The sequence below is a fragment of the Curtobacterium sp. 8I-2 genome (assembly GCF_902506155.1).
Taxonomy (GTDB): Bacteria; Actinomycetota; Actinomycetes; order Actinomycetales; family Microbacteriaceae; genus Curtobacterium; species Curtobacterium poinsettiae.
The window spans coordinates 43200-64343 of record NZ_LR732827.1; the positions used below are offsets into that span (position 1 = coordinate 43200).

Annotated in this window: 19 protein-coding genes; 6 read left to right on the forward strand and 13 right to left on the reverse strand. The window is 70.8% G+C overall.

Annotated elements, in window-relative coordinates:
- Positions 1-64 precede the first annotated feature (64 nt).
- Entirely contained in the window at positions 65-1024 is a 960-nt protein-coding gene (locus tag BOSE127_RS03900; RefSeq protein WP_042537207.1) for a phosphodiesterase, read from the forward strand.
- Between the two features lie 725 nt (positions 1025-1749).
- Here BOSE127_RS03900 and BOSE127_RS03905 read toward each other — a convergent pair.
- From BOSE127_RS03905 to BOSE127_RS03920, 4 genes are read right to left on the reverse strand one after another with little or no spacing between them, the layout of a single operon-like run.
- Complete coding sequence (locus tag BOSE127_RS03905) at positions 1750-3303, reverse strand: stealth conserved region 3 domain-containing protein (protein WP_017887341.1); 1554 nt, start codon at positions 3301-3303, stop codon at positions 1750-1752.
- Between the two features lie 49 nt (positions 3304-3352).
- Positions 3353-3736 carry a DUF6804 family protein gene (locus BOSE127_RS03910; RefSeq protein WP_056069096.1) on the reverse strand — a complete coding sequence of 128 codons (384 nt, stop codon included), beginning with the start codon at positions 3734-3736 and terminating at the stop codon, positions 3353-3355.
- A 47-nt stretch (positions 3737-3783) separates the two neighbouring features.
- Entirely contained in the window at positions 3784-4368 is a 585-nt protein-coding gene (locus tag BOSE127_RS03915) for a GDSL-type esterase/lipase family protein (protein WP_017887343.1), read from the reverse strand.
- Entirely contained in the window at positions 4365-5897 is a 1533-nt protein-coding gene (locus BOSE127_RS03920) for an SDR family oxidoreductase (RefSeq protein ID WP_031259825.1), read from the reverse strand. The genes BOSE127_RS03915 and BOSE127_RS03920 overlap by 4 nt, the downstream gene beginning before the upstream one ends.
- 43 nt (positions 5898-5940) lie before the next feature.
- On the opposite strand from BOSE127_RS03920, the gene deoC reads away from it, so the two are divergent.
- The 3 genes from deoC to BOSE127_RS03935 all read left to right on the forward strand — a co-directional run bounded on the left by deoC (position 5941) and on the right by BOSE127_RS03935 (position 8545).
- Positions 5941-6672: a deoxyribose-phosphate aldolase gene (deoC, locus tag BOSE127_RS03925; RefSeq protein WP_082046801.1), complete on the forward strand. Its 732-nt coding sequence runs from the start codon at positions 5941-5943 to the stop codon at positions 6670-6672.
- A 145-nt stretch (positions 6673-6817) separates the two neighbouring features.
- The gene (locus tag BOSE127_RS03930) at positions 6818-7771 is read left to right on the forward strand and encodes an ROK family protein (protein ID WP_071251793.1); all 954 of its coding nucleotides are present in this window, start codon (positions 6818-6820) and stop codon (positions 7769-7771) included.
- Between the two features lie 192 nt (positions 7772-7963).
- A complete protein-coding gene (locus BOSE127_RS03935; protein WP_159556261.1) occupies positions 7964-8545 on the forward strand; it encodes a hypothetical protein in 582 nt (193 codons plus the stop codon).
- A 500-nt stretch (positions 8546-9045) separates the two neighbouring features.
- On the opposite strand, the gene BOSE127_RS03940 is transcribed toward BOSE127_RS03935, so the two are convergent.
- From BOSE127_RS03940 to BOSE127_RS03980, 9 genes are all read right to left on the reverse strand, one after another.
- Positions 9046-11370 (reverse strand): RelA/SpoT family protein, encoded by a 2325-nt coding sequence (locus BOSE127_RS03940; protein WP_017887349.1) that lies wholly within the window; start codon positions 11368-11370, stop codon positions 9046-9048.
- A 69-nt stretch (positions 11371-11439) separates the two neighbouring features.
- Complete coding sequence (locus BOSE127_RS03945; protein WP_017887350.1) at positions 11440-11787, reverse strand: rhodanese-like domain-containing protein; 348 nt, start codon at positions 11785-11787, stop codon at positions 11440-11442.
- Positions 11787-12791 carry a protein translocase subunit SecF gene (secF, locus tag BOSE127_RS03950; RefSeq protein WP_017887351.1) on the reverse strand — a complete coding sequence of 335 codons (1005 nt, stop codon included), beginning with the start codon at positions 12789-12791 and terminating at the stop codon, positions 11787-11789. The genes BOSE127_RS03945 and secF overlap by 1 nt, the downstream gene beginning before the upstream one ends.
- The gene (secD, locus tag BOSE127_RS03955; protein WP_017887352.1) at positions 12791-14542 is read right to left on the reverse strand and encodes a protein translocase subunit SecD; all 1752 of its coding nucleotides are present in this window, start codon (positions 14540-14542) and stop codon (positions 12791-12793) included. Before secD ends, secF begins: the two co-directional genes overlap by 1 nt.
- A gap of 91 nt (positions 14543-14633) precedes the next feature.
- Positions 14634-15020 carry a preprotein translocase subunit YajC gene (locus BOSE127_RS03960; RefSeq protein ID WP_017887353.1) on the reverse strand — a complete coding sequence of 129 codons (387 nt, stop codon included), beginning with the start codon at positions 15018-15020 and terminating at the stop codon, positions 14634-14636.
- Between the two features lie 90 nt (positions 15021-15110).
- Positions 15111-16154 (reverse strand): Holliday junction branch migration DNA helicase RuvB, encoded by a 1044-nt coding sequence (gene ruvB, locus BOSE127_RS03965; protein WP_017887354.1) that lies wholly within the window; start codon positions 16152-16154, stop codon positions 15111-15113.
- Positions 16151-16771: a Holliday junction branch migration protein RuvA gene (gene ruvA / locus BOSE127_RS03970; protein ID WP_017887355.1), complete on the reverse strand. Its 621-nt coding sequence runs from the start codon at positions 16769-16771 to the stop codon at positions 16151-16153. The genes ruvB and ruvA overlap by 4 nt, the downstream gene beginning before the upstream one ends.
- A complete protein-coding gene (gene ruvC / locus BOSE127_RS03975) occupies positions 16768-17415 on the reverse strand; it encodes a crossover junction endodeoxyribonuclease RuvC (protein ID WP_017887356.1) in 648 nt (215 codons plus the stop codon). Before ruvC ends, ruvA begins: the two co-directional genes overlap by 4 nt.
- 2 nt (positions 17416-17417) lie before the next feature.
- Complete coding sequence (locus BOSE127_RS03980) at positions 17418-18185, reverse strand: YebC/PmpR family DNA-binding transcriptional regulator (RefSeq protein WP_017887357.1); 768 nt, start codon at positions 18183-18185, stop codon at positions 17418-17420.
- 167 nt (positions 18186-18352) lie between these two features.
- Here BOSE127_RS03980 and BOSE127_RS03985 point away from each other — a divergent pair, with 167 nt between their 5' ends.
- Positions 18353-19669, forward strand: coding sequence for an AAA family ATPase (locus BOSE127_RS03985; protein WP_056068651.1), 1317 nt, complete (start codon positions 18353-18355; stop codon positions 19667-19669).
- Positions 19669-21126: a tetratricopeptide repeat protein gene (locus BOSE127_RS03990; RefSeq protein ID WP_159556262.1), complete on the forward strand. Its 1458-nt coding sequence runs from the start codon at positions 19669-19671 to the stop codon at positions 21124-21126. Before BOSE127_RS03985 ends, BOSE127_RS03990 begins: the two co-directional genes overlap by 1 nt.
- Positions 21127-21144 lie beyond the last annotated feature (18 nt).

Below are 21144 nucleotides of genomic sequence, written 5' to 3' on the forward strand. Positions count from 1 at the left end.
GGACTCGTCCAGGACGGTGTGGCAACGTGTTGCACCACGCATCCGCCAACGGAATGAGACCCCGATGGACAGCCGGACGGCCGAACACCCCAGGCCGAACCACTTCCTCCTCCACCTCAGCGACACGCACCTCGTATCCGGGGATCGTGATCTCTACGGCGATGTCGACTCCGCCGCGCGGCTCACGCAGATCGTCGCGGACATCGAAGCCTCGGGCACGCGTCCCGAAGCGATCGTCGTCACCGGCGACGTGGCCGACAAGGGCGAGCCGGGTGCGTACGCCCGCGTCCGCGCGATACTGGAGCCGGCGGCCGAGCGCATCGGTGCGCAGGTGATCTGGGCGATGGGCAACCACGACGAGCGCGGCGCTTTCCGCCGGGAGCTCTTCGGCCTGCAGCCCACCGACCGCCCGGTCGACTTCGTGTACGACGTCAACGGTCTCCGTGTGATCACCCTCGACACGAGTGTGCCCGGTCACCACCACGGCGAGGTCTCCCCCGAGCAGCTCGACTGGCTCGCCGAGGTCCTGTCCGAGGCGGCACCGCACGGCACCATCCTGGCGATGCACCACCCGCCCGTGCCGAGCGTGCAGGACCTCACCGTCCTCGTCGAACTGCGCGACCAGCAGGCCCTGGCCGAGGTCGTCGAGGGCAGTGACGTCCTCGCCATCATCGCCGGGCACCTGCACTACTCGACCAGCGCCGTATTCGCCGGCATCCCGGTGTCCGTCGCCAGTGCGACCTGCTACACGCAGGACCTCACGGAGTACCAGGGCGGCACCCGCGGCCGGGACGGCGCGCAGTCGTTCAACCTCGTGCACGTGTACGGCCACAACGTCGTCCACTCCGTCGTGCCGATCGGGCACTACGCCACCGTCGGGCAGCCCGTCTCCGCTCTCGAGACCGAGGCGAAGCTCGCGGCACACGGCGTGACGATCCCCGCAGCCGTGGAGCCCGCACCGGTCACCTCGAGCATCCCGGTCTTCACGCTCGACTCGGTGCCCGTCTCCCCCGTGCACCGGTAGCACTCCGCACTTCGCGTGCAGAAGAGGTCGGGTCCGTCACGCGGACCCGACCTCTTCTGCTCACGAAGCGGGGTGGGCGTGGGCGGTCATGACTCCCCGCGGGTGGTGCGTCGCGTGGTCACGTTCCGTCGTCTGGCGGCCCGGCAAGCGACGGGTCGTGACCGGTGGGCGGGCGGCCGACGGGGTCTCCTGACCGCGCGCGGGCACGCACGTCCGGACGGCACGCCGGACGGACTGGAGGCCCGTGGCGGGCGCGCCACGGGCCTCCAGGCTCGCGGGTGGTCGCGACCCACCGCACGTGGTGCGTCGCGGGGTCACGTTCCGTCGCGTGGTGATCCCGCAAGCGACGGTTCGTGACCGCTGGGCGGGCGGCCGACGGGGTGTCCTGACCGCGCGCCACGGACGGACTGGAGGCCCGTGGCGGACGCGCCACGGGCCTCCAGCCTTGCGGGATGGTCGCGACCCACCGCACGTGGTGCGTCGCGTGGTCACGTTCCGTCGGCTGCCGACCGCGAGGCCGACGGCTTGTGACCAGTCGGCGCGCAGGTCGCGGGGTGTCGTGACCGGTCGGCGTGCGGCTGCGGCCGACACGCGTGGCCGGGTTCCGGCTCCGGGCTCGCAGGCTCGCCCGGAGCGCCCCAGCAGGCCGCTGGCGCGTCCTACGCGCACCGTGGGACCCGGCTCGCAGGCTCGCCCGGAGCGCCCCAGCAGGCCGCTGGCGCGTCCTACGCGCTGGGGCGCTCCCAGGGCGCGGGGAACGGGAAGTACCGCTCCAGGAAGTCCGTCACGCGCTGCGTGCGCTCCTCGTCGCTGACCTCCGGGAAGCTGCCGTCGTTGAGGCAGAAGAAGTCCACGTTCCGCTTCTTCAGCAGGTCGTCGAGCGCCTTGAGTCCGGAGACCATGGTCGTGTCGATGTACCCGACGGAGGAGTTCTCCTGGATGATCGCCCGGCCGGTGAGCAGCGAGTAGTAGTGGTAGAGCGAGTTCGTCACCGAGATGTTGTCGGCGGCGCGGAAGCGTGACGCTGCAGTGGCCGCGAACTCGTCGGCGAACTCGTGCTCCATCTCGGTCATGATCGACGCACGCAGGGGCGTCGGCGCGTGCTCGAGGTGGCGGGTCGTCACCGCGCCGAAGCGCTGCTGCAGGAGGCCGCGGTTGACCCGGGCGGAGTTCTCGAAGCCGCTGCGTGCCGGGTTGTTGGAACCGAGGCCGATCCGGGTCGACGCGAGGATGAACTTCGTGACCGACCCCGGGCTGTAGAACACCGAGGGGTCGACCAGCCGGCCGAAGAACATGTCGTCGTTCGAGTAGATGAAGTGCTCGCTGATGCCCGGGATGTGGTGCAGCTGCGACTCGACGGCCTGCGAGTTGTGCGTCGGCAGCACGGACGGGTCGGCGAAGAACTCCTCGCTGCGGACGATCCGGACCTTCGGGTGGTCGGCGAGCCAGTGCGGCGCAGGCGAGTCCGTGGCGATGTAGATCTGGCGGATCCACGGCGCGAAGGTATGGACCGAGCGCAGCGCGTACTTCAGTTCGTCGATCTGGCGGAAGCGGGCGGGAGCGTCGTCGCCCTCGCCCAGGACGGCGTTCGACTGTGCAGCCTGGCGGGCGCGCTGGTACTCGATGGCGTTGCCGTCGACCCACGAGAAGACGATGTCGATCGGGAACCGGATGTCCGAGACGTGGTCGTCGAACATGTGCTCGACGGTGCGCCAGGTGCGGCCGTAGCGCTCGATGTCGACGAGGACGAACTCGTCGATCGGCAGGCTGCGACGCATCAGGGCGTTCTCGACGGGTGCGAGGACCTCGGTGTCGGTGACGCGCCAGAACTCGAGCTGGACGCTGGTCTCGGCGCCGTAGCGCAGGCGTCCGAGGGGCTCGAGGCGCGGGCGGAACACACGGAGCACGGGTTCCTCGACGGAGCCGAGTCCGTCGTCCTGCACGAGCACTGCCGGCTTGCCCGGGGGCTTCGCGTAGAACGGCTCGTTGACGGCGGCCGACATCACGGCGCTCTCGGCTCGCTGGCGGTCACGCTCGTCCAGGGCGATCACCGGACGCTGGTCGTTCCCGCGGATGAGGAGGTGGTCGACGTCAGCCGCGGTGAGTGCGTCGTCGAGGAACAGCAGGTCCTCGATCATCGACTGCTGCGGCGTGAGGTGTCCGTTGATCAGGGTCAGTCGTCCCTTGCGGACGACGACGTCGGATCGGTCGAGACCGCCGGAGGACGGTCGAGGGTTCAGCAGAGGACTCTCGGTCACCGGCTCGGTCTCGTCGTTCATCCATGCCCTTCGGGTCGTGCGGCCGGGTCCTGTACCCGACCTGCCGATCCTACCGTCCGTCGGTCTCGCGGGGCACCTTGACCACGATGCCCACCACGATGAACAGCGCGGCGGCCACCAGCTGCAGGCCCGCCCACACCTGCCCCGGGATCGGCACCGTGACGAGCGGGTTCCAGCAGACCGCGACGGCGACCATGAGCAGCGCGGCCCACCAGACCTTCCCCCGCACCGTGAAGACGAGCACGATCAACGCGAGGACGGTGACGCCCCAGCGGGCGAAGACGAACCCCGACGAGTCCACGATGGCGACGCACGCCAGGAGCACGATCGCAGCGATCAACCCGGGCGCCAGCGCCGGCCGGGTGAACGGCGGCGTCTCGCGTGCGCGGGCGGCCGGTGCGGCGGCCGCGGGTCGCGAGGATCCCGCGGGCACGCCGTGTTGCGACGACCCCACCGGGGGCCGCCCCTTGCGTGCGGCCATCAGTCCGAGTCGCCGTCGATGGTGATCGCCTGGATCGACCGCGACATCGGCGGCAGCTCACGGACCCGCTCGAGGGCCGGCACGAGTTCACCGACGAACGCGCGGTAGCCGTCCTCGGTCAGGTGCAGGCCGTCCTCGGTGAAGCGGGCGTCCAGGTGGTCGCCGTCTGCCAGGGCGGGCCAGGCGTCGAGGTACTGGGCGTGGCAGGTGGCGACGAACTGGCGCAGGTGCCGGTTCGCCTGCTCGATCTTCGCGGCGTACTCGGACTGCCGCGGCAGGATCGAGACGAGCAGCAGGCGGACACCCGGCAGTTCACGGCGGAGCGTGACGAGCGCGGTCTCGACGTTGCGGACCACGTGCTCGGCGCTGGCGCGGTGGCCGCCGAAGTCGTTCGTGCCGATGAGCAGCACGATCACCTCGGGCTGCTCGGCGACGACGGCGTCGAGTCGCGTCAGCACGCCGTCGGTCGTGTCGCCACCGATGCCCTGGTTCAGCGTGTGCTCGTCGGGGAGCCAGGTGTCCCAGTCGCCCTGTTCGGTGATGCTGTCCCCCAGGAAGAGGACGGGGCTGCGGTCGTCGGTCATGCTGCCTCCTCGTGCGCCGGCTCGGGGGTCCCGGTCTGCTGCGTCCGGTTGCGCTGCGTGGACTCGGTCTGGTCGGACTCCCGCTCGGCGGCGGCGGTGATGCGCTCGACCATACCGGGGAAGATGATGCCGTGGAACGGCAGGATGCCGTACCAGTACAGGCGTCCGGCGAGTCCCTGCGGGAAGTAGATCGCCCGCTGGCGGTAGTCGCTGCCGCCTTCGGGGTTCGGCGTGACGGTCATCTCGAGCCACGCGCGGCCCGGCGACTTGAACTCGGCACGGAGCCGCAGGTACCGGCCGCGCTCGAGCCGTTCGACGCGCCACCAGTCGAGCGCGTCGCCCTGCTCGAGGCGCTGTTGGTCGCGACGGCCACGGTTCAGTCCGACGCCACCGGCGATCTTGTCCATCCAGCCGCGGGCGACCCAGGCGAGCGGGAACGAGTACCAGCCGTTGTCGCCACCGATCGACTCGACGACACGCCAGACGTCCGCGGCGGAGGCACTCGAGTGCCGCTTGCGGTCGTCGACGTAGACGGTGTGCCCGGCCCAGTCGGGGTCGTTCGGCATCGGGTCGGCGGAGGCGCTGGAGAGCGTCGCGCTCCGCCAGCTGGTCTGCACCTGGCCGGTGCGCATCTTGTTGAGCGCGAGGCGGACGGCCCGACGGTACGAGGTGAGCCCGCCCTCGGGCTTCGGTACGACGTCGTCGATGTCGTGCTCGCGCTGGACGCACTCGAACTGCAGCGACTCGATGATGGGCGTCGCGAGCTTGCGCGGGATCGGGGTGACGACGTTGAACCAGTGCGCGGCGAGCCGCGGGGTGAGCACCGGCAGCACGGTGATCGGGCGCTGCGGCAGCTTCGCCTCGACCGCGTAGCCGTTCAGCATCTGGCCGTACCGCAGGACGTCGGGGCCACCGATGTCGAAGGTGCGGTTGACGTCGGCGGGGACGTCCAGGGCGGCCACCAGGTAGTAGAGGACGTCGCGCACCGCGATCGGCTGGATGCGGTTGCGGACCCAGCGCGGCGCAGGCATCCACGGCAGGACGTCGGTGAGGTGCCGGATCATCTCGAACGAGGTGCTGCCCGAGCCGATCACGACGCCGGCCTGGTACGCCACGGTGGGCACACCGGAGCCGAGGAGGATCTCCCCCACCTCCTTGCGGCTGCGGAGGTGCTTGGACAGCTCGCCGTCGGGGTGCAGCCCGCCCAGGTAGACGAACCGGCTGACCCCCGCCGTCTTCGCCTCGTGCGCCATGGTCTCGGCGGCCTCGTGTTCGGCCGACTCGAAGTCGCCGTCGGCGCCCATCGCGTGGGCCAGGTAGTAGACCGCCTCGACCCCGTCGACGGCGGCGCGGACCGCGTCGGCGTCCTGGAGGTCGCCTTCCGCGACGTCCACGTCGCTGCTCCACGGGACGTCCTGGAGCTTCCGGGGGTTGCGCACGAACACCCGGACGGAGTGGCCGGCTTCGAGGAGACGAGGGACGAGACGACCACCGATGTACCCGGTGGCGCCGGTGACGAGGACCTGCATGCCCTGCACGCTACGCGGCACGCCTGACGGGTAGGCTTGCCGGGTGGACAACGCAGCCTTCCCCGTCACCGCCGATGCCGTCCGCGGCCTCATCGACCACGCGATCCTGAAGCCCGAACTCACCCGCGCGGACGTCGACGCCCAGCTCGACGAAGCCGCCGCCCACCGCGTCTTCAGCGTCTGTGTCCGTCCGAGCGACGTTGCGCACGCCGTCGAGCGCCTGACGGGCACCGGCGTCGGTGTCGGCACCGTGATCGGGTTCCCGCACGGCACCACGTCGACCGCGGCGAAGGTCGCCGAGTCGCTGCAGGCCCTGGCCGACGGCGCCTTCGAGCTGGACATGGTGCAGAACATCGGCGCCGCGAAGTCGGGCGACTGGCAGCGCGTCGAGCAGGACGTCCGCGCGGTCGTCGACGCCGCCGGGGACACCGTCGTCAAGGTGATCCTCGAGACCGCCTTCCTGACCGACGACGAGATCGTCGCTGCCTCGCGTGCGGCGCAGACCGCCGGTGCCGCGTTCGTGAAGACCTCGACCGGGTTCGCCGGCGGCGGCGCGACCGCCGAGCACATCGCCCTGATGCGCCGCACGGTCGGTGCCGACACCGGCGTGAAGGCCTCCGGCGGCGTCCGCGGCCTCGACACCCTGCTCGAGATGGTCGAGGCGGGCGCGAATCGCATCGGCACGAGCGCCTCGGCCCGCATCCTCGACGAGGTCGCGCACCGCGCCGAGACGGGCGCCGCGTCGGCGCTCGGCGACGACACGACGTCCTACTGAGCGGACACGGCTGAGCCCACCCGGCTGAGTCCATCCCACCCAGCCCGACCCACCACGACCCACCACGACCAGGCCGGCGCCCACCGGACGCGACGACGCGTCGGTGACGCGCACCGGGCCTCCAGACCGCCGCATCGGAGCGCGCATGTCCAGCACCGCACCCCAGTCCCCCGCCCTCGCCCTGGCCGTCGACCTCGGCGGCACGAAGGTCGAGGCCGCGCTCGTCACCGACCAGGGGGTCGTGCTGCCCGCGACGCGGTTCCGCAGCCCCACGGGGCCGCAGCGCACCTCGGACGAGCTGCAGGCCGCCGTCGACGAGGTCGTCACGGCCGCGCTCGGCGCACTGCCCGCGGACACGACGCTCGTCGGCGTCGGCGTCGGCTCCGCCGGCCCGGTCGACGAGGAACACGGTCTGGTCTCGCCGCTCAACATGCCCGTGTGGCGGGGCCACCCGCTGCGCGACCGGATCGCGGCCCTCGTGCCGGAGAACGTGCCGGTGACGCTCCGCATGGACGGCCTGGCGATCACGCTCGCCGAGCACTGGGTCGGGGCTGCCCAGGGCTCCGACCACGTCATGGGCATGATCGTCTCCACCGGTGTCGGCGGCGGGCTCATCCTGCACGGCCGCACGGTCAGCGGCCCGACGGGGAACGCCGGGCACATCGGCCACGTCGAGTGTGGCGGCTACGACGACCCCTGCGCCTGCGGCGGGACCGGCTGCCTCGAGGCGATCGCCAGCGGCCCCAAGACCGTGGCCTGGGCCCGTCGGCAGGGCTTCGCGGGCACCACCGGCGAAGAGCTCTCGGCCGCGTACGCCGCCGGCGACGAGATCGCGGTCGCCGCGGTCAAGCGCAGCGGCCGAGCCCTGGGCCAGGCCATCGCCGCCGCCACCAGCCTGGTCGACCTCGAGGTCGTCGCGATCGGTGGCGGGTTCTCGCACGTCACGCCCGACCTGTTCGAGTACGCCCGGCAGGCCGTGGCGGAGCGTGTCGAGTTCGGCTTCGTCACGAAGGTGCGGATCGTGCCGACGGGACTGTCGCAGGACGGCCCGCTCATCGGCGCCGCGGCGCTCGTCCACCGCGCCGACGTCCTGCGCTGAGCGCGCACGCGCCGCGTCGCGGCCTCCCGGCAGGCTGCCGTCAGGTGGCAGCGTCGTCGACGCGCTTCGCGCTCTTGACGTGACCGGTGACCGCCTGGAGGCGCGGTGCGGGCCCGCCACGGGCCTCCCGGCCGGTCCGGGGCTTGTCCACAGGCCTGTCGGTCGCGACCGCAGGTCGGGCAGGATGTGCGGGTGCCCCGCCCGCGACTGCTGACCAGTGACGACTGGCCGGAACCCGAACTGCGGGCGGCGGTCCTGGCCGGCGAACTGGTCGCGGTCGGGCCGTGCTGGGCCTCCCCCGCCGAACCGCAGACGCCGTCGTTGCGTGCCGCCGCGGCTGGCTGGGTGCTGCGCGACGCACGCTTGATCGCCTGCACGCTGACCGCCGCGTGGATCTGGGGTGCGGTGTCCCGTCCGCCGGCGCCGCTCGAGGCGTGCATCCCGCCGCAGGTCCGCGTGCACGTCGGCCCGGAGGTGCGCCTGCGCGAGGTCCGGATCGACGTCGACGACACCGTCGTCCTGGCGCGGCTCCGGGTCGCGCTGCCGGCGCGGACCGCGATCGACCTGCTGCGGATGCCGGGGCCGACTGCGGGTGCGTTCGGCGCCGCTGAAGCGTCGGCCGTCCACGGGTTGCTCGCGATCGGAGCGGTCAGCGCCGCCGAGCTGCGGACACGCCTGACCGCTCTTGGCACGATCCCCATGGTGCGACAGGCCGAGCGGCGGTTGCGTGCGGTGCAGGACGGTGCCGGGGGTGCTGGGGGTGCTGTCCGGTAGTGCTTGTGGGTGGGGTCGTCGGTGGCGGGTGCAGGTGGTCAGGACACTCCGCTCACGTCCGCCGAGTGGACAAGGACTGTCGGTTGGCGGGGCCGCAATCGACGGTTCGTGACCGGTCGACGGTGCCCGCGCGACGAGTCGTGACCGGCGATGGGCGGAAGGAGCGGGTCGGGGCCGCCGCGCGCCTCCCGGTCCGGCGAATGCGGGCGGTCAGGACATCCCGCTCGCGTCCGCCGAGTGGTCTCGGACTGTCGGGTGGCAGGGTCGCAGTCGACGGTTCGTGACCGGTCGACGGTGCCCGCGCGACGAGTCGTGACCGGTCCGCGGGCGGGAGGCGCGGGGCGGGGCCGCCACGCGCCTCCGGTCCGGCGGGTGCGAGCGGTCAGGGCACCCCGCTCACGTCCGCCGAGTGGTCACGACCTGTCGGTCGGCGGGGCCGCAATCGACGAGTCGTGACCGTCCGAGAAACGGACCGGGAGGCGCTGGGCCCTGCTCCGGTACTAGCCGGCGCTGACGCGGTAGACGTCGTAGACGGCGTCGATGCGACGCACTGCGTTGAGCACACGGTCGAGGTGGATGGTGTCCCCCATCTCGAACACGAACCGGCTGAGCGCCAGGCGGTCGGACGAGGTCGACACCGTCGCGGACAGTATGTTCACGTGGTGATCCGTCAGCACTCGGGTGACGTCGCTGAGCAGGCCAGACCGATCGAGCGCCTCGATCTGGATCTGCACCAGGAACACCGACTTCGACGACGGGGCCCACTCGACCTCGATCATCCGGTCGGGCTCGTTCATGAGCGACTTCACGTTGGTGCACGACGACTGGTGCACGGAGACGCCCTGGCCACGGGTGATGAAGCCCACGATCTGGTCGCCCGGCACCGGGGTGCAGCACTTCGCGAGCTTGACGAGGATGTCGGGCGCCCCGCGGACCAGCACGCCGCTGTCGCTGGTGCGCAGCTGGCGACTGGTGACCTGGCGGGGGAACGCGAGCTCGGGTTCGTCGGCCTCGGTCTCGGTCTGGACGTTCCCGAGGACCTTCTCGATCACCGACTGGGTCGAGACGTGGCCCTCGCCGATGGCGGCGTACAGCGCGGAGACGTCCTCGTAGCGCATCGACGAGGCGACCTCGGCGATGCTGTCCTGGCTCATGATGCGCTGGAGCGGCAGGTTCTGCTTGCGCATCGCACGCGCGATGGCGTCGCGGCCCTGCTCGATCGCCTCTTCGCGGCGCTCCTTGGTGAACCACTGCTTGATCTTGTTGCGCGCGCGGGGGCTGCGGACGAACTGCAGCCAGTCCTGCGAGGGGCCGGAGTCGGGGTTCTTCGACGTGAAGATCTCGACCACGTCACCGCTGGAGAGCTGGCTCTCGAGCGGGACCAGGCGACCGTTGACCTTCGCACCCATCGTGCGGTGGCCGATCTCGGTGTGGACGGCGTAGGCGAAGTCGACCGGGGTGGCTCCGGCGGGCAGACCGATGACCTTGCCCTGCGGCGTGAAGACGTACGTCTCCTTGGCGCCGATCTCGTACCGGAGCGAATCGAGGAACTCGCCCGGATCGCTGGTCTCTGCCTGCCAGTCGGTGATGTGGGCGAGCCACGCCATGTCCTGGTCGTCCGTCGTGGACGAGGTGCCGGCGTCACGGCCGGCAGCGCGCTGCTTGTACTTCCAGTGGGCGGCGACACCGAACTCGGCACGCTGGTGCATCTCGTGCGTGCGGATCTGGATCTCGACCGCACGGCCCTGTGGTCCGAGCACCGTGGTGTGCAGCGACTGGTACAGGTTGAACTTGGGGGTCGCGATGTAGTCCTTGAAGCGACCGGGCAGCGGGGTCCACCGCGCGTGCACCGAGCCGAGCATGGCGTAACAGTCGCGGACGGTGGGCACGAGGACGCGGATGCCGACGAGGTCGTAGATCTCGTCGAACTCACGACCCCGCACGATCATCTTCTGGTAGATCGAGTAGTACTGCTTCGGCCGACCCATCACGTCACCACGGACCTTGGCGGCCTTCAGGTCCTTCTTGAGGGTGCCGATGACGTTCTGGACGAACTGCTCGCGCTTCGGTTGGCGTTCCTTGACCAGGCTGTCGATCTCGACGTAGAGCTTCGGGTGCAGGACCGCGAACGACAGGTCCTCGAGCTCGAGCTTGATCATCTGGATGCCGAGCCGGTGCGCGAGGGGCGCGTAGATCTCGAGCGTCTCCTTCGCCTTGCGCGTGGCAGACGCGGACTCGACGAAGCCCCAGGTGCGGGCGTTGTGCAGGCGGTCGGCGAGCTTGATGACGAGGACTCGGATGTCCTTCGACATCGCGATGACCATCTTGCGGACGGTCTCGGCCTGTGCGCTGTCGCCGTACTTGACCTTGTCGAGCTTGGTGACGCCGTCGACGAGCATCGCGATCTCGTCGCCGAAGTCCACCCGCAGCTGGTCGAGCTGGTAGTCGGTGTCCTCGACGGTGTCGTGCAGGAGCGCTGCAGCGATGGTGATCGTCCCGATGCCGAGGTCGGCCAGGATCTGCGCGACCGCGACGGGGTGCGTGATGTACGGCTCACCGGACTTGCGCTTCTGCCCGTCGTGCGCGCGCTCGGCGACCGAGTAGGCGCGCTCGATGAGGGTCACGTCGGCCTTGGGGTGGTGCGACCGGACCGTGCGGATCAGGGTGTCCACCGCACCGGCCGGCTGCGCGCGCGAGAACAGGCGTGGCAGCAGTGAGCGGAGGGAACCGAGGTTGCCGGTGGTGTTCGGACCGATCGGGCTCGCGGGCTGCGGGGCGGAGCCCGGGCGGCTCGGCGCGGACGGCTCTTCGCGGGTGTCCGTCATGATGCGCCTCCCAGGACTCGGTCCGAGAGCTCGATCCGAGCTCGATCCGACAAGACTACGCGTCCCCGGTCAGTGCCCGTGACGAGGTTCGCCCTGGGCGTCGCGCTCCACCGGTGCCCCCGCCTGCTCCCAGGCGAGCATGCCGCCGGACAGGTTGACGGCCGGGACACCCGACTGCTCGAGCGCCGCGACGATGCGCGAGGACCGGCCGCCGGAGTGGCAGACGATGATGGCCGGCTGGTCGCCGCCGTCGATCTCCTGCCAGCGGTCCACGAACTCGGACATCGGCACGAGCGTGGCCTGCGGAGCGTGGACCTCGTCCCACTCCCCCTGCTCACGCACGTCGTAGAGCCGGGCCCCGGCGTCGATGCGGCGCTGGGCCTCGGCGACGTCGATCTGCTGGATCTCGATGGGCATCAGGCGTTCGCCTCTGCCGCGTCGACCTCGCGCCGGCGCTTCTCGGCCGCCGCGGTCTTCTTGGCGTCGGACTCCTTGATCTTCGGCTCGTTCTCGCGCAGCTGCGCGTACATCGGCGACGCGATGAAGATCGTCGAGTAGGTGCCGACGATGATGCCGATGAACAGTGCGAGCGAGATGTCACGCAGGGTGCCGGCGCCGAGCACGTACGACCCGATGAAGAGGATCGCCGCCACCGGCAGCAGTGCCACGACCGAGGTGTTGATCGATCGGACGAGCGTCTGGTTGACCGCGAGGTTGACCGACTGCTTGAAGGTGCGGATCGACTCCTGCGCGGTGTTCTCGCGCACCTTGTCGAAGACCACCACGGTGTCGTAGAGCGAGTACCCGAGGATCGTCAGGAAGCCGATCACCGCCGCGGGCGTGACCTCGAGCCCGACGATGCCGTACACGCCCGCCGTGATGAGCAGGTCGTGCACCAGCGCCGCCATCGCAGAGAGTGACATCTTCCAGGTGCGGAAGTACAGCGTCATGAAGACCGCGGCGAGGGCCAGGAAGATCACCAGACCACGGATGGCCTGCGCGAGGACGTCGGCACCCCACGTCGCGCCGATGAAGGTCGCGGCGACCTGGCGCTCCGGGACGTCGTAGGCCTTGGCCAGGGCGTCCTGCACGTCGGTCGTCTGGGCGTCGGTGAGCTGCCCGGTCTGCACGCGGATGCCGTGCGTGCCGAGCTGCGAGACACGAGGGATGGTGTCGGCGACGACGCTCTCGACCGTGTCGGTCGCGATGCTCTGGTCGAGCGACTTGACGTCGGAGATCGTGAACTCCGAGCCGCCGGTGAACTCGATGCCGAGCTGGTACCCGCCACGCAGCCACGGCGTGACGAGCGAGATCACGATCATCGCCAGGGCGATGAGGTACCAGGTCTTCCGGCGCCCGATGATGTCGTACGACCGCTTCCCCGTGTAGAGGTCGCTGCCGAACTGGCTGAAGCTGGCCATCAGTCGTCCTTCCCGTCCGGCGTCGAGCCGTTGTCGCCGGAGGCCTGCTGGGCCTTCCGCTCCGCGATCGTCTGTCGGCGCTGCGCCTCACCGGCACTGCGCTGGCGCTTGCCGTCCACGACGGGTGCGCGGAACTGCGCACGCCCCCGGTAGACGGCACCGAGTGCTGCCGGGTCGAGCCCGCTGAACCGGTGGCCGTCCCCGAAGAACCGGGTCCGGGCGATGAGCTGCATCATCGGGTGGGTGAAGAGTGCGACCACCACGATGTCGATGAGGGTCGTGAGCAGCAGCGTGAACGCGAAGCCCTTCACGTCGGCGACCGCGAGCACGTACAGGGTGACGGCGGCGAGGAAGTTCACCGCGTCGGACGCCAGGATCGTGCGCAGCGCGCGCTTCCAGCCGGACTCGACCGCGCTCTCGAGGGCACGGCCGTCACGGAGTTCGTCACGGATGCGCTCGAAGTAGACGATGAACGAGTCCGCCGTGATGCCGATCGCGACGATCAGGCCCGCCACACCTGCCAACGACAGACGGTAGTCGACGCGCCACGACATGATCGCGATCACGAGGTACGTGATCACGGCGGCGATCCCGAGCGACAGCACGGTGACGAACGCAAGGGCGCGGTACTGGATCACGGAGTAGATGATCACGAGGATCAGGCCGATCAGACCGGCGACGAGACCACCGATGAGCTGCGCGGTACCGAGTGTCGCCGAGATGTTCTCGTTCGACTGCACCTGGAAGTTGATCGGCAGCGCACCGTACTTGAGCTGGTCGGCGAGGGTCTTGGCGGACTCGGCGGTGAAGTTGCCGCTGATCTGCGCCTTGCCGTTCGTGATCGCGGAGTTCGTCGTCGGTGCGGTGATGACTGAACCGTCGAGCACGATCGCGAACTGGTTCTGCGGCTGCTGGAGCGAGACGAGACGGTTGGTGACCGTCCGGAAGTCCTTCGAGCCCTCACCGTTGAAGGTCAGGTTGACGGCCCACTGGCCGGTCGACGTGCCCTGCGAGTCGGTGGCGAGCCCCGAGGTGGCGTTGCTGATGTCGGCGCCGGACACCTCGACCGGGCCGAGGATGTACTTGCCGGCGCCGTCCTGGTCGCAGGTGACCAGGGGCTCGTCGTCGGGCGCGGTGGTGACGTCGCCCGGTGCTGCGCAGTTGTAGTTGGTGTACAGGTCCTGCAGCTTCGGCGTGACCCAGTTCAGGTCGCTCGCGTTCGTGGGCTTCGCGCTGGGCGTCGCGGCGAGCGAGGCGGGCGGCGAGTACGGCGTCGGCGATGCGGTGCCCTTGCCGTCGTCACCGACAGCGGAGTTGGTCGCAGCCTCGGTGTACAGGACGGGCCGGAACGTCAGCTTGGCCGCGGCCTCGATGCGGTCGATGGTGGCCTTGTCGGGGCGACCCGGGATCGAGACGACGATGTTGTTCGCGCCCTGCGTGTTGATCTCCGACTCGGAGACACCGGTGGCGTCGATGCGCTGGCGGATGATGTTCACCGCCTGCTGCAGCTGCTGCGAGGTGACGGAGTCGCCCTCGGTGTTCTGCGCCGCGAGGGTCAGCTGCGTGCCGCCCTGCAGGTCCAGAGCCAGCTCGGGTACCCAGCTCGCGCCCTGGTACCACTTGTCGGTGTCGTCCTTCGAAGAGCCGGCGAGGATCGACGCGGCGGTGTTCAGGCCGGCGAGGATCGCCATCAGGATCACCAACCAGGTGAGCGAGCGCAGCGCCTTCTTGACGGGTGTCGATCGTGCCACCGGTCGTCTCGTCTTTCTGTTCAGGACCGTCGGCACACCGTGCGACGGCAAGAGGAAGCCGCCGGATCAGACGACCCGGCGGCCGAGGGCGTCAGTCGTCGGACTTGCGCTTCGTGGCGTCGGTCTCGTCGGCACGCTCGCCGTAGACCGGCTCACCGTTCAGCTCGGCCACGGGCTTCGGCTCGTCCTCGGTGGTCGTGGTGGTCTCGACGTCGGAAGCGTTGTCGTCGACGACGCGCGACAGGGTCTGACGGTGCACGGTGACGATGGTCCCCGGTGCGATCTCGACGTCAGCGGTGACCTTCTCCTCGTTCACGGAGAGGAGCGTGCCGTACAGGCCGAAGGACAGCATGACCTTGGCGCCGGGGACCATCTTGTCCACGAGCTCGGCCTGCTGCTTCTTGCGCTTGCGGCTGTTGTAGAACATGAAGGCTGCGAACGCCACGACGATGACGATGAGGATGACTTCTTGACCCATGATGCGTTGCCTTCTCTGGTTGCTCGGTTTCGGGCCGTAGCAGTCTAGGGCACGCCGGTGTCCGTGGCATGTCACTCGACTGATCGGCGTTCAGTCGTCGGTGTCCGGGTCGTCGAAGAGCCCCGGCTGCCCGCCGTCGGCCTGCCCCGGGGTGAGGCCGAGGTGCCGCCAGGCACGTGGTGTGGCGATGCGCCCACGGGGCGTGCGGGTCACGAGACCGACCCGGACCAGGAACGGTTCGACGACCGACTCGATCGTCTCGGACTCCTCGCCGACGGAGACGGCGAGGGTGTTCAGACCGACCGGTCCGCCGTCGAACCGGGTCAGCATGGTCTCGACCACGGCGCGGTCGAGCCGGTCGAGCCCGAGTTCGTCGACGTCGTACAGGTCGAGGGCGCCCTGGACCGCCGCCATGCCGTCGGTGGTGCGGTGCACGAGCGCGTAGTCGCGCACCCGACGGAGCAGGCGGTTCGCGATGCGCGGGGTGCCGCGGGAACGCCCGGCGATCTCGCGCAGGGCGGTCCGGTCGATGTCGAGCTCGAGCAGGTGCGCCGCGCGGATCAGGACCTGTTCGAGCTCGTCCTTCTCGTAGAACTCCAGGTGGGCGGTGAACCCGAAGCGGTCCCGCAGCGGGTTCGGCAGCAGGCCGGCCCGGGTGGTGGCCCCGACGAGCGTGAAGGGCGCGAGGTCGAGCGGGATGCTCGTGGCACCCGCGCCCTTGCCCACCATCACGTCGATGCGGAAGTCCTCCATCGCCAGGTAGAGCATCTCTTCTGCCGAGCGGGCCATCCGGTGGATCTCGTCGATGAACAGGACCTCGCCGGGGACGAGCGACGAGAGCACGGCCGCCAGGTCACCGGCGTGCTGGATCGCCGGGCCGCTCGACATCCGCAGCGGGCGCCCCGTCTCGTGCGCGACGATCATCGCGAGCGTGGTCTTGCCGAGGCCGGGAGGACCCGCCATCAGGATGTGGTCGGGCGTGCGCTCCTGCATGCCGGCGGCCTTGAGGAGCAGGTCGAGTTGCCCGCGGACCTTGCGCTGCCCGACGAACTCGTCGAGCGAGCGCGGACGGAGCGCGCCTTCGAACGCGAGTTCCTCCTGCGACTCGGCACCGGCGGACGTGATGCCGCTCATCGGCCGGCTGCCGCGGGTCGCAGGGCGCCGAGTGCGGCGCGGAGCAGCGCCTGGGTGCCCATCGCGGCGGCGCCTGGCTCGTTGGCGACGGCGTCGTCGACGGCGGCCTGTGCAGCGTCTTCACGCCAGCCGAGGCCGATGAGCGCCGAGACGACGTCGACCGCTGCGGGGTGCACTGCGGTCCCTCGCGCCGCGGCCACGACGGCGGCCTGTTCGAAGGCCACGAGCTTGCCGGAGAGCGCGACGATGATGAGCTTGGCGGTCTTCGGGCCGATGCCGGAGACCTTGCGGAACGCGCCGTCGTCCTCGTTCGCGACGGCGTTCGCGATCTGCGCCGGGTCCATGTGGGCCAGGACGCCCATCGCGGACTTCGGGCCGACGCCGGACACCCCGCGGAGCAGGTCGAACACCTGCAACGCGTCGGTCGACTCGAAGCCGAAGAGCAGGTGCTCGTCTTCGCGCACGATCATCGCGGTCCGCACGAACACCTCGGACCCGTGGCGCATGGTCAGTGCGTGCGCAGGGGTCACGGTGACGGCGTACCCGACTCCCCCGACCTCGACCACCACGGCCGAGCCGGCGATGTCGATGCAGGTGCCCCGGAGACTCGCGATCATGCTCCGAGCCTAGGGCCGCCCACCGACGACGCGGACCTGCCACGCTGCGGGCGGGCCGCGGCTGCGGCCGCGCGGGCGAGCGGCGAGTCGGTGGTGCCGCCCTGGGCGTCCCGCCAGGCACGCTGCGCCGGGGTGAGGTTCGTGGCACGCGAGCCGGCGGCGTCGGGTGATCCGAGCCTCCAGGCATGGCACACGGCCAACGCGAGCGCATCGGCGGCGTCGGCCGGCTTCGGGGCCTCGTCGAGTCCGAGCACGCGCGCGATCATCGTCTGGACCTGCCGCTTGTCGGCGTTGCCGTAGCCGGTGACGGCGGCCTTGACCTCGGACGGGGTGTGCAGCCCGACGGGCAGGCCGCGGGCCGCCGCGGCGTGCAGCGCCAGGCCGGCCGCCTGCGCGGTGCCCATCACCGTGCGGACGTTCGCCTGCGCGAACACCCGCTCGACCGCGACCGCGTCGGGGTGGTGCTCGTCGATCTCGGCGGCGATGCCGTCGGCGATCCGGAGCAGCCGCTGCTCGAGCGGCATGTCCGGCGGGGTGCGCACGACCGTCACGTGGACGAGTCGTGCGCGCCGGTTCGGTGCGACCTCGACGACGCCGACGCCGCACCGGGTGAGCCCGGGGTCCACCCCGAGCACACGGAGCACGGCTACTCGCCCTCGTCCTCGTCGAGCTCGGCCTGGACGTCCGCGGGGATGTCGAAGTTCGAGTAGACGTTCTGCACGTCGTCCGAGTCCTCGAGCGCGTCGATCAGACGGAACACCTTGCGGGCGGTCTCGGCGTCGACCGGGACCTTCAGGCCGGGCACGAACTCGGCGTCGGCGGAGTCGTAGTCGATGCCGGCGTCCTGCAGTGCCGTGCGGGCTGCGACCAGGTCGCTCGCCTCGGTGATGATCTCGAAGCCACCGCCCTGGTCGATGACGTCCTCGACGCCGGCGTCCAGCACCGCGGTCATCACGGTGTCCTCGTCCAGGCCGTCGGTCTTCGTGACCGAGATGACGCCCTTGCGCGAGAAGTTGTAGGCGACGCTGCCCGGGTCGGCCATGGTGCCGCCGTTGCGCGACATCGCGGTCCGGACCTCGGCCGCCGCACGGTTCTTGTTGTCCGTGAGGCACTCGATCAGCATCGCGACGCCGTTCGGGCCGTAGCCCTCGTACATGATCGTCGTGTACTCGATGGTCTCGCCCGTGAGACCCGCACCGCGCTTGACGGCGCGGTCGATGTTGTCGTTGGGGACCGAGGTCTTCTTCGCCTTCTGCACGGCGTCGACCAGGGTCGGGTTGCCGGACATGTCGGCACCGCCCATCTTCGCGGCGACCTCGATGTTCTTGATCAGCTTGGCGAACGACTTGGCACGGCGCTGGTCGATGACGGCCTTCTTGTGCTTGGTCGTTGCCCACTTGGAATGCCCGGACACGGTTCTCCTTGCGTATTGCGGAAAGTCCCGCTCAGTTTAGCGGCCCACGGGCCGTCCACCGGCCTGGAGGCACGGCGCGGCTCCGTCATGCCGGCGCGGATCCGGTGGGCGGTCGCGTCCACCGCCCTACGATGGTCCGGCAGGGAACGAACCACCAGGGGGGACGCATGACCGATCCGTTGTCCGCACTCGCCGCGGCCGTCACCGCGCTGCCCGAGGACCGCGCGCTGCGCCTGCGGTACGCCGAACTGCTCGCCGACGCCGGGCGGCACGGCGAGGCGATCGAGCAGGCGAGCACCGTGCTGCAGCAGGCACCGGACGACGAGCAGGCCGCCGGGATCGTGCGGGCGTCCGCCCTCGCCGCCGCGGCCTCACCAGCTGTCGGTCCGCAGAGCCCCGGCGAGGACGGGAGCGGCGAGGACGGCGGGGGCGAGGACGGCAGCGGCGAGCCGACGGCGGCCCCGGCGACGCCGACGCACGGCGACGGGATCGACTGGTCGGCGCTGGAGCGGTCGATCGCCGACCCGACCGAAGCGCCGTTCCTCGAGCGGGCGGTTACCGAGGACGGCGAGACGGTCGCGGCCGTGCCCGAGGACGCCGACCCCGTGGTCGAGGTCCGGCGTGAGACCGTCCGACTCGCCGACGTCGGTGGCCTCGAGGCCGTGAAGCGCCGGATCGACGAGTCCTTCCTGCAGCCGATGGCGCACCCGGAGATCGCGGCCGCGTTCGGCAAGCAGCTCCGCGGGGGCCTGCTCCTGTACGGGCCGCCCGGGTGCGGCAAGACGTTCCTGGCCCGCGCGATCGCCGGCGAGCTCGGTGCGCACTTCCTGTCCGTGACGCTGACGGACGTGCTCGACAAGTTCATCGGCGAGAGCGAGAAGAACGTGCACCGCGTCTTCCGTGAGGCACGGCGCCACGCCCCCGCGGTGCTGTTCTTCGACGAGATGGACGCGATCGGCGGGAAGCGCAGCGGCAACACGTCGTCGTCGTTCCGGAACGTGGTGAACCAGCTCCTCGTCGAGATGGACGGCGTCGACTCGCAGAACGACGGCGTCTACGTGCTCGCCGCGACGAACCACCCGTGGGACGTCGACGCCGCGCTGAAGCGCCCGGGCCGGTTCGACCGGATGGTCCTGGTCCGCCCACCGGACGAGGACGCCCGTGAGGCGATCCTCCGAGGACACCTGCAGAAGCGCCCGATCGAGGGCATCGACCTCCAGGACCTCGTCCGACGGACCCGTGGGTTCTCCGGCGCCGACCTCGAGCACCTCGTCACGACCGCTGCCGAGAAGGCGATGACCGACTCGATCCGGTCCGGTGCCGTGCGACCGGTGCGGATGCCCGACCTGCGCGACGCCCTCAAGGAGGTCAAGCCCTCCATCGGCCCCTGGGTGCAGGCCGCCCGGAACGTGGCCGAGTACTCGAACAGCAGCGGCGAGTACGACGACATGGCCGAGTGGTTGCGCGAGGAGCGCGAGCTCTGATGGTGGACGCCGTCGACGTCGTCGTCGAACGCGCGGACGCCCTGCTCGGGTTCGGGCGTCCCGACGAGGCGAGGACGGTGCTCACGGCGGCGGTCGCCGACGCACCGGACGACGTGCGGCTCTGGGCGAGCCTCGCCCGAGCCGAACGGGCGCGGCACGACCACGCGTCCAGCCGGGTCGCGGCGGAACGCGCGCTGGCCATCGACCCCGAGCACGCCGGCGCGATGTGGACCCGGATCAACGCACTCCTCGAGACCAAGGAGCGGGTCGAGGCCAAGCGCGCCGCCGACCGCCTGCTCGAACGCAGCCCCGACTGGGCGCAGGCGCACCTGCTCTGGGCCTTCGCGTACACCCGGTGGTCCCGGGCCAAGCGCACCATCACCGAGGAGCAGATCTGGCCCCTCGCCGACGTGCCGCGGGCCGCGGCCGCCCTCGACCGGGCACTCGAACTGGCCCCGCACGACGCCGTTCTCCTCGCTGACGCCGCCGGTTGTTACCGTGCCCTGGCCTGGACGGACGAGACCTACCGGGCGCGGGCGACCGCCGCACTGGATCGCGCCCTCGAACTCGATCCGAACGACGAGTGGGTGATGCTCGCGGCGGGATCGGTGCTGTCTGCGCCGGGGCGGGTCGCCAACGCGGCGCAGGTGCTCGCGCAGCACCCGAGGTCGTGGGAGGCCCTCCGCCGCGTGGACCACGGGGTCTGGAACCTCGTGTCCATCCCGGTGGCGGTCGTCACCTGGCTGCTGCTCGCCTCGGTCCTCGGCGCCCACGTCGCGGCGGGCGGCGGCGCGAACGTCGTGATGAAGACGCTCGGCTGGGGCGTGACCGGAGTCGGGGCCCTCTGGGTGTTGGTGGTCGAGGTGGGCTCGTTCGTGGCGTTCCCCCGCGGCCTCCTCCGCCGGACCGTGCGCCGCATCCCGCTCGTCCCGGTCGTCCTCGTGCTGACGGCCGTCACCTGGATCGTCGGCACCGTCGTCGCGGTGGTGCTGCTCACCGGCACCGTGCCACCGGACGGCGACGCTGCCGCCGCGCTCGTCGCGGTCCTCGCCGTCGCCCTCCTGCTCGAGTCGGCCGCGCGGAGCGCGATCACGATCGCCCTGCGGCGGACGCAGGTGCGATCGGGGCTGTGGGCCGGACCGGTCGCCGATCGGGGACGCCGCAGAGAAGACGACAGCGACCGGACCGGAGCGCTCCTCGGGGGCCTGGCTGCCCTCGCCGCCTGGCTCCACGTCGCACTGTCGGCGCCGTCCGTCGCCACCTGGGCAGCCTGGTCGGTACCGCTCCTGCTCGCCGCGCGGGTGTTCGTGTTCCGGTACTCGGCGGAGCTCCTGCGCGCGGACGACGGACGACGCCGACCGCGGGCCGTGGTGGATGCCGTGCTCGCGGGCGTGTTCGCCACCGGGGCGGTGGGCGCCGTCGGCCTGCAGGTCGCGACGGCACTCGGCGTCGTCTGACCGACGGGCAGGGTTCTT

Bases quoted from the DNA above. Each gene is read 5' to 3' on its own strand.
- BOSE127_RS03900 (WP_042537207.1), top strand. From the start codon at position 65: ATGGACAGCCGGACGGCCGAACACCCCAGGCCGAACCACTTCCTCCTC.
- BOSE127_RS03905 (WP_017887341.1), bottom strand. From the start codon at position 3,303: ATGAACGACGAGACCGAGCCGGTGACCGAGAGTCCTCTGCTGAACCCT.
- BOSE127_RS03915 (WP_017887343.1), bottom strand. From the start codon at position 4,368: ATGACCGACGACCGCAGCCCCGTCCTCTTCCTGGGGGACAGCATCACC.
- BOSE127_RS03920 (WP_031259825.1), bottom strand. From the start codon at position 5,897: ATGCAGGTCCTCGTCACCGGCGCCACCGGGTACATCGGTGGTCGTCTC.
- BOSE127_RS03930 (WP_071251793.1), top strand. From the start codon at position 6,818: ATGTCCAGCACCGCACCCCAGTCCCCCGCCCTCGCCCTGGCCGTCGAC.
- BOSE127_RS03940 (WP_017887349.1), bottom strand. From the start codon at position 11,370: ATGACGGACACCCGCGAAGAGCCGTCCGCGCCGAGCCGCCCGGGCTCC.
- BOSE127_RS03945 (WP_017887350.1), bottom strand. From the start codon at position 11,787: ATGCCCATCGAGATCCAGCAGATCGACGTCGCCGAGGCCCAGCGCCGC.
- secF (WP_017887351.1), bottom strand. From the start codon at position 12,791: ATGGCCAGCTTCAGCCAGTTCGGCAGCGACCTCTACACGGGGAAGCGG.
- BOSE127_RS03960 (WP_017887353.1), bottom strand. From the start codon at position 15,020: ATGGGTCAAGAAGTCATCCTCATCGTCATCGTCGTGGCGTTCGCAGCC.
- ruvB (WP_017887354.1), bottom strand. From the start codon at position 16,154: ATGAGCGGCATCACGTCCGCCGGTGCCGAGTCGCAGGAGGAACTCGCG.
- ruvA (WP_017887355.1), bottom strand. From the start codon at position 16,771: ATGATCGCGAGTCTCCGGGGCACCTGCATCGACATCGCCGGCTCGGCC.
- BOSE127_RS03985 (WP_056068651.1), top strand. From the start codon at position 18,353: ATGACCGATCCGTTGTCCGCACTCGCCGCGGCCGTCACCGCGCTGCCC.
- BOSE127_RS03990 (WP_159556262.1), top strand. From the start codon at position 19,669: ATGGTGGACGCCGTCGACGTCGTCGTCGAACGCGCGGACGCCCTGCTC.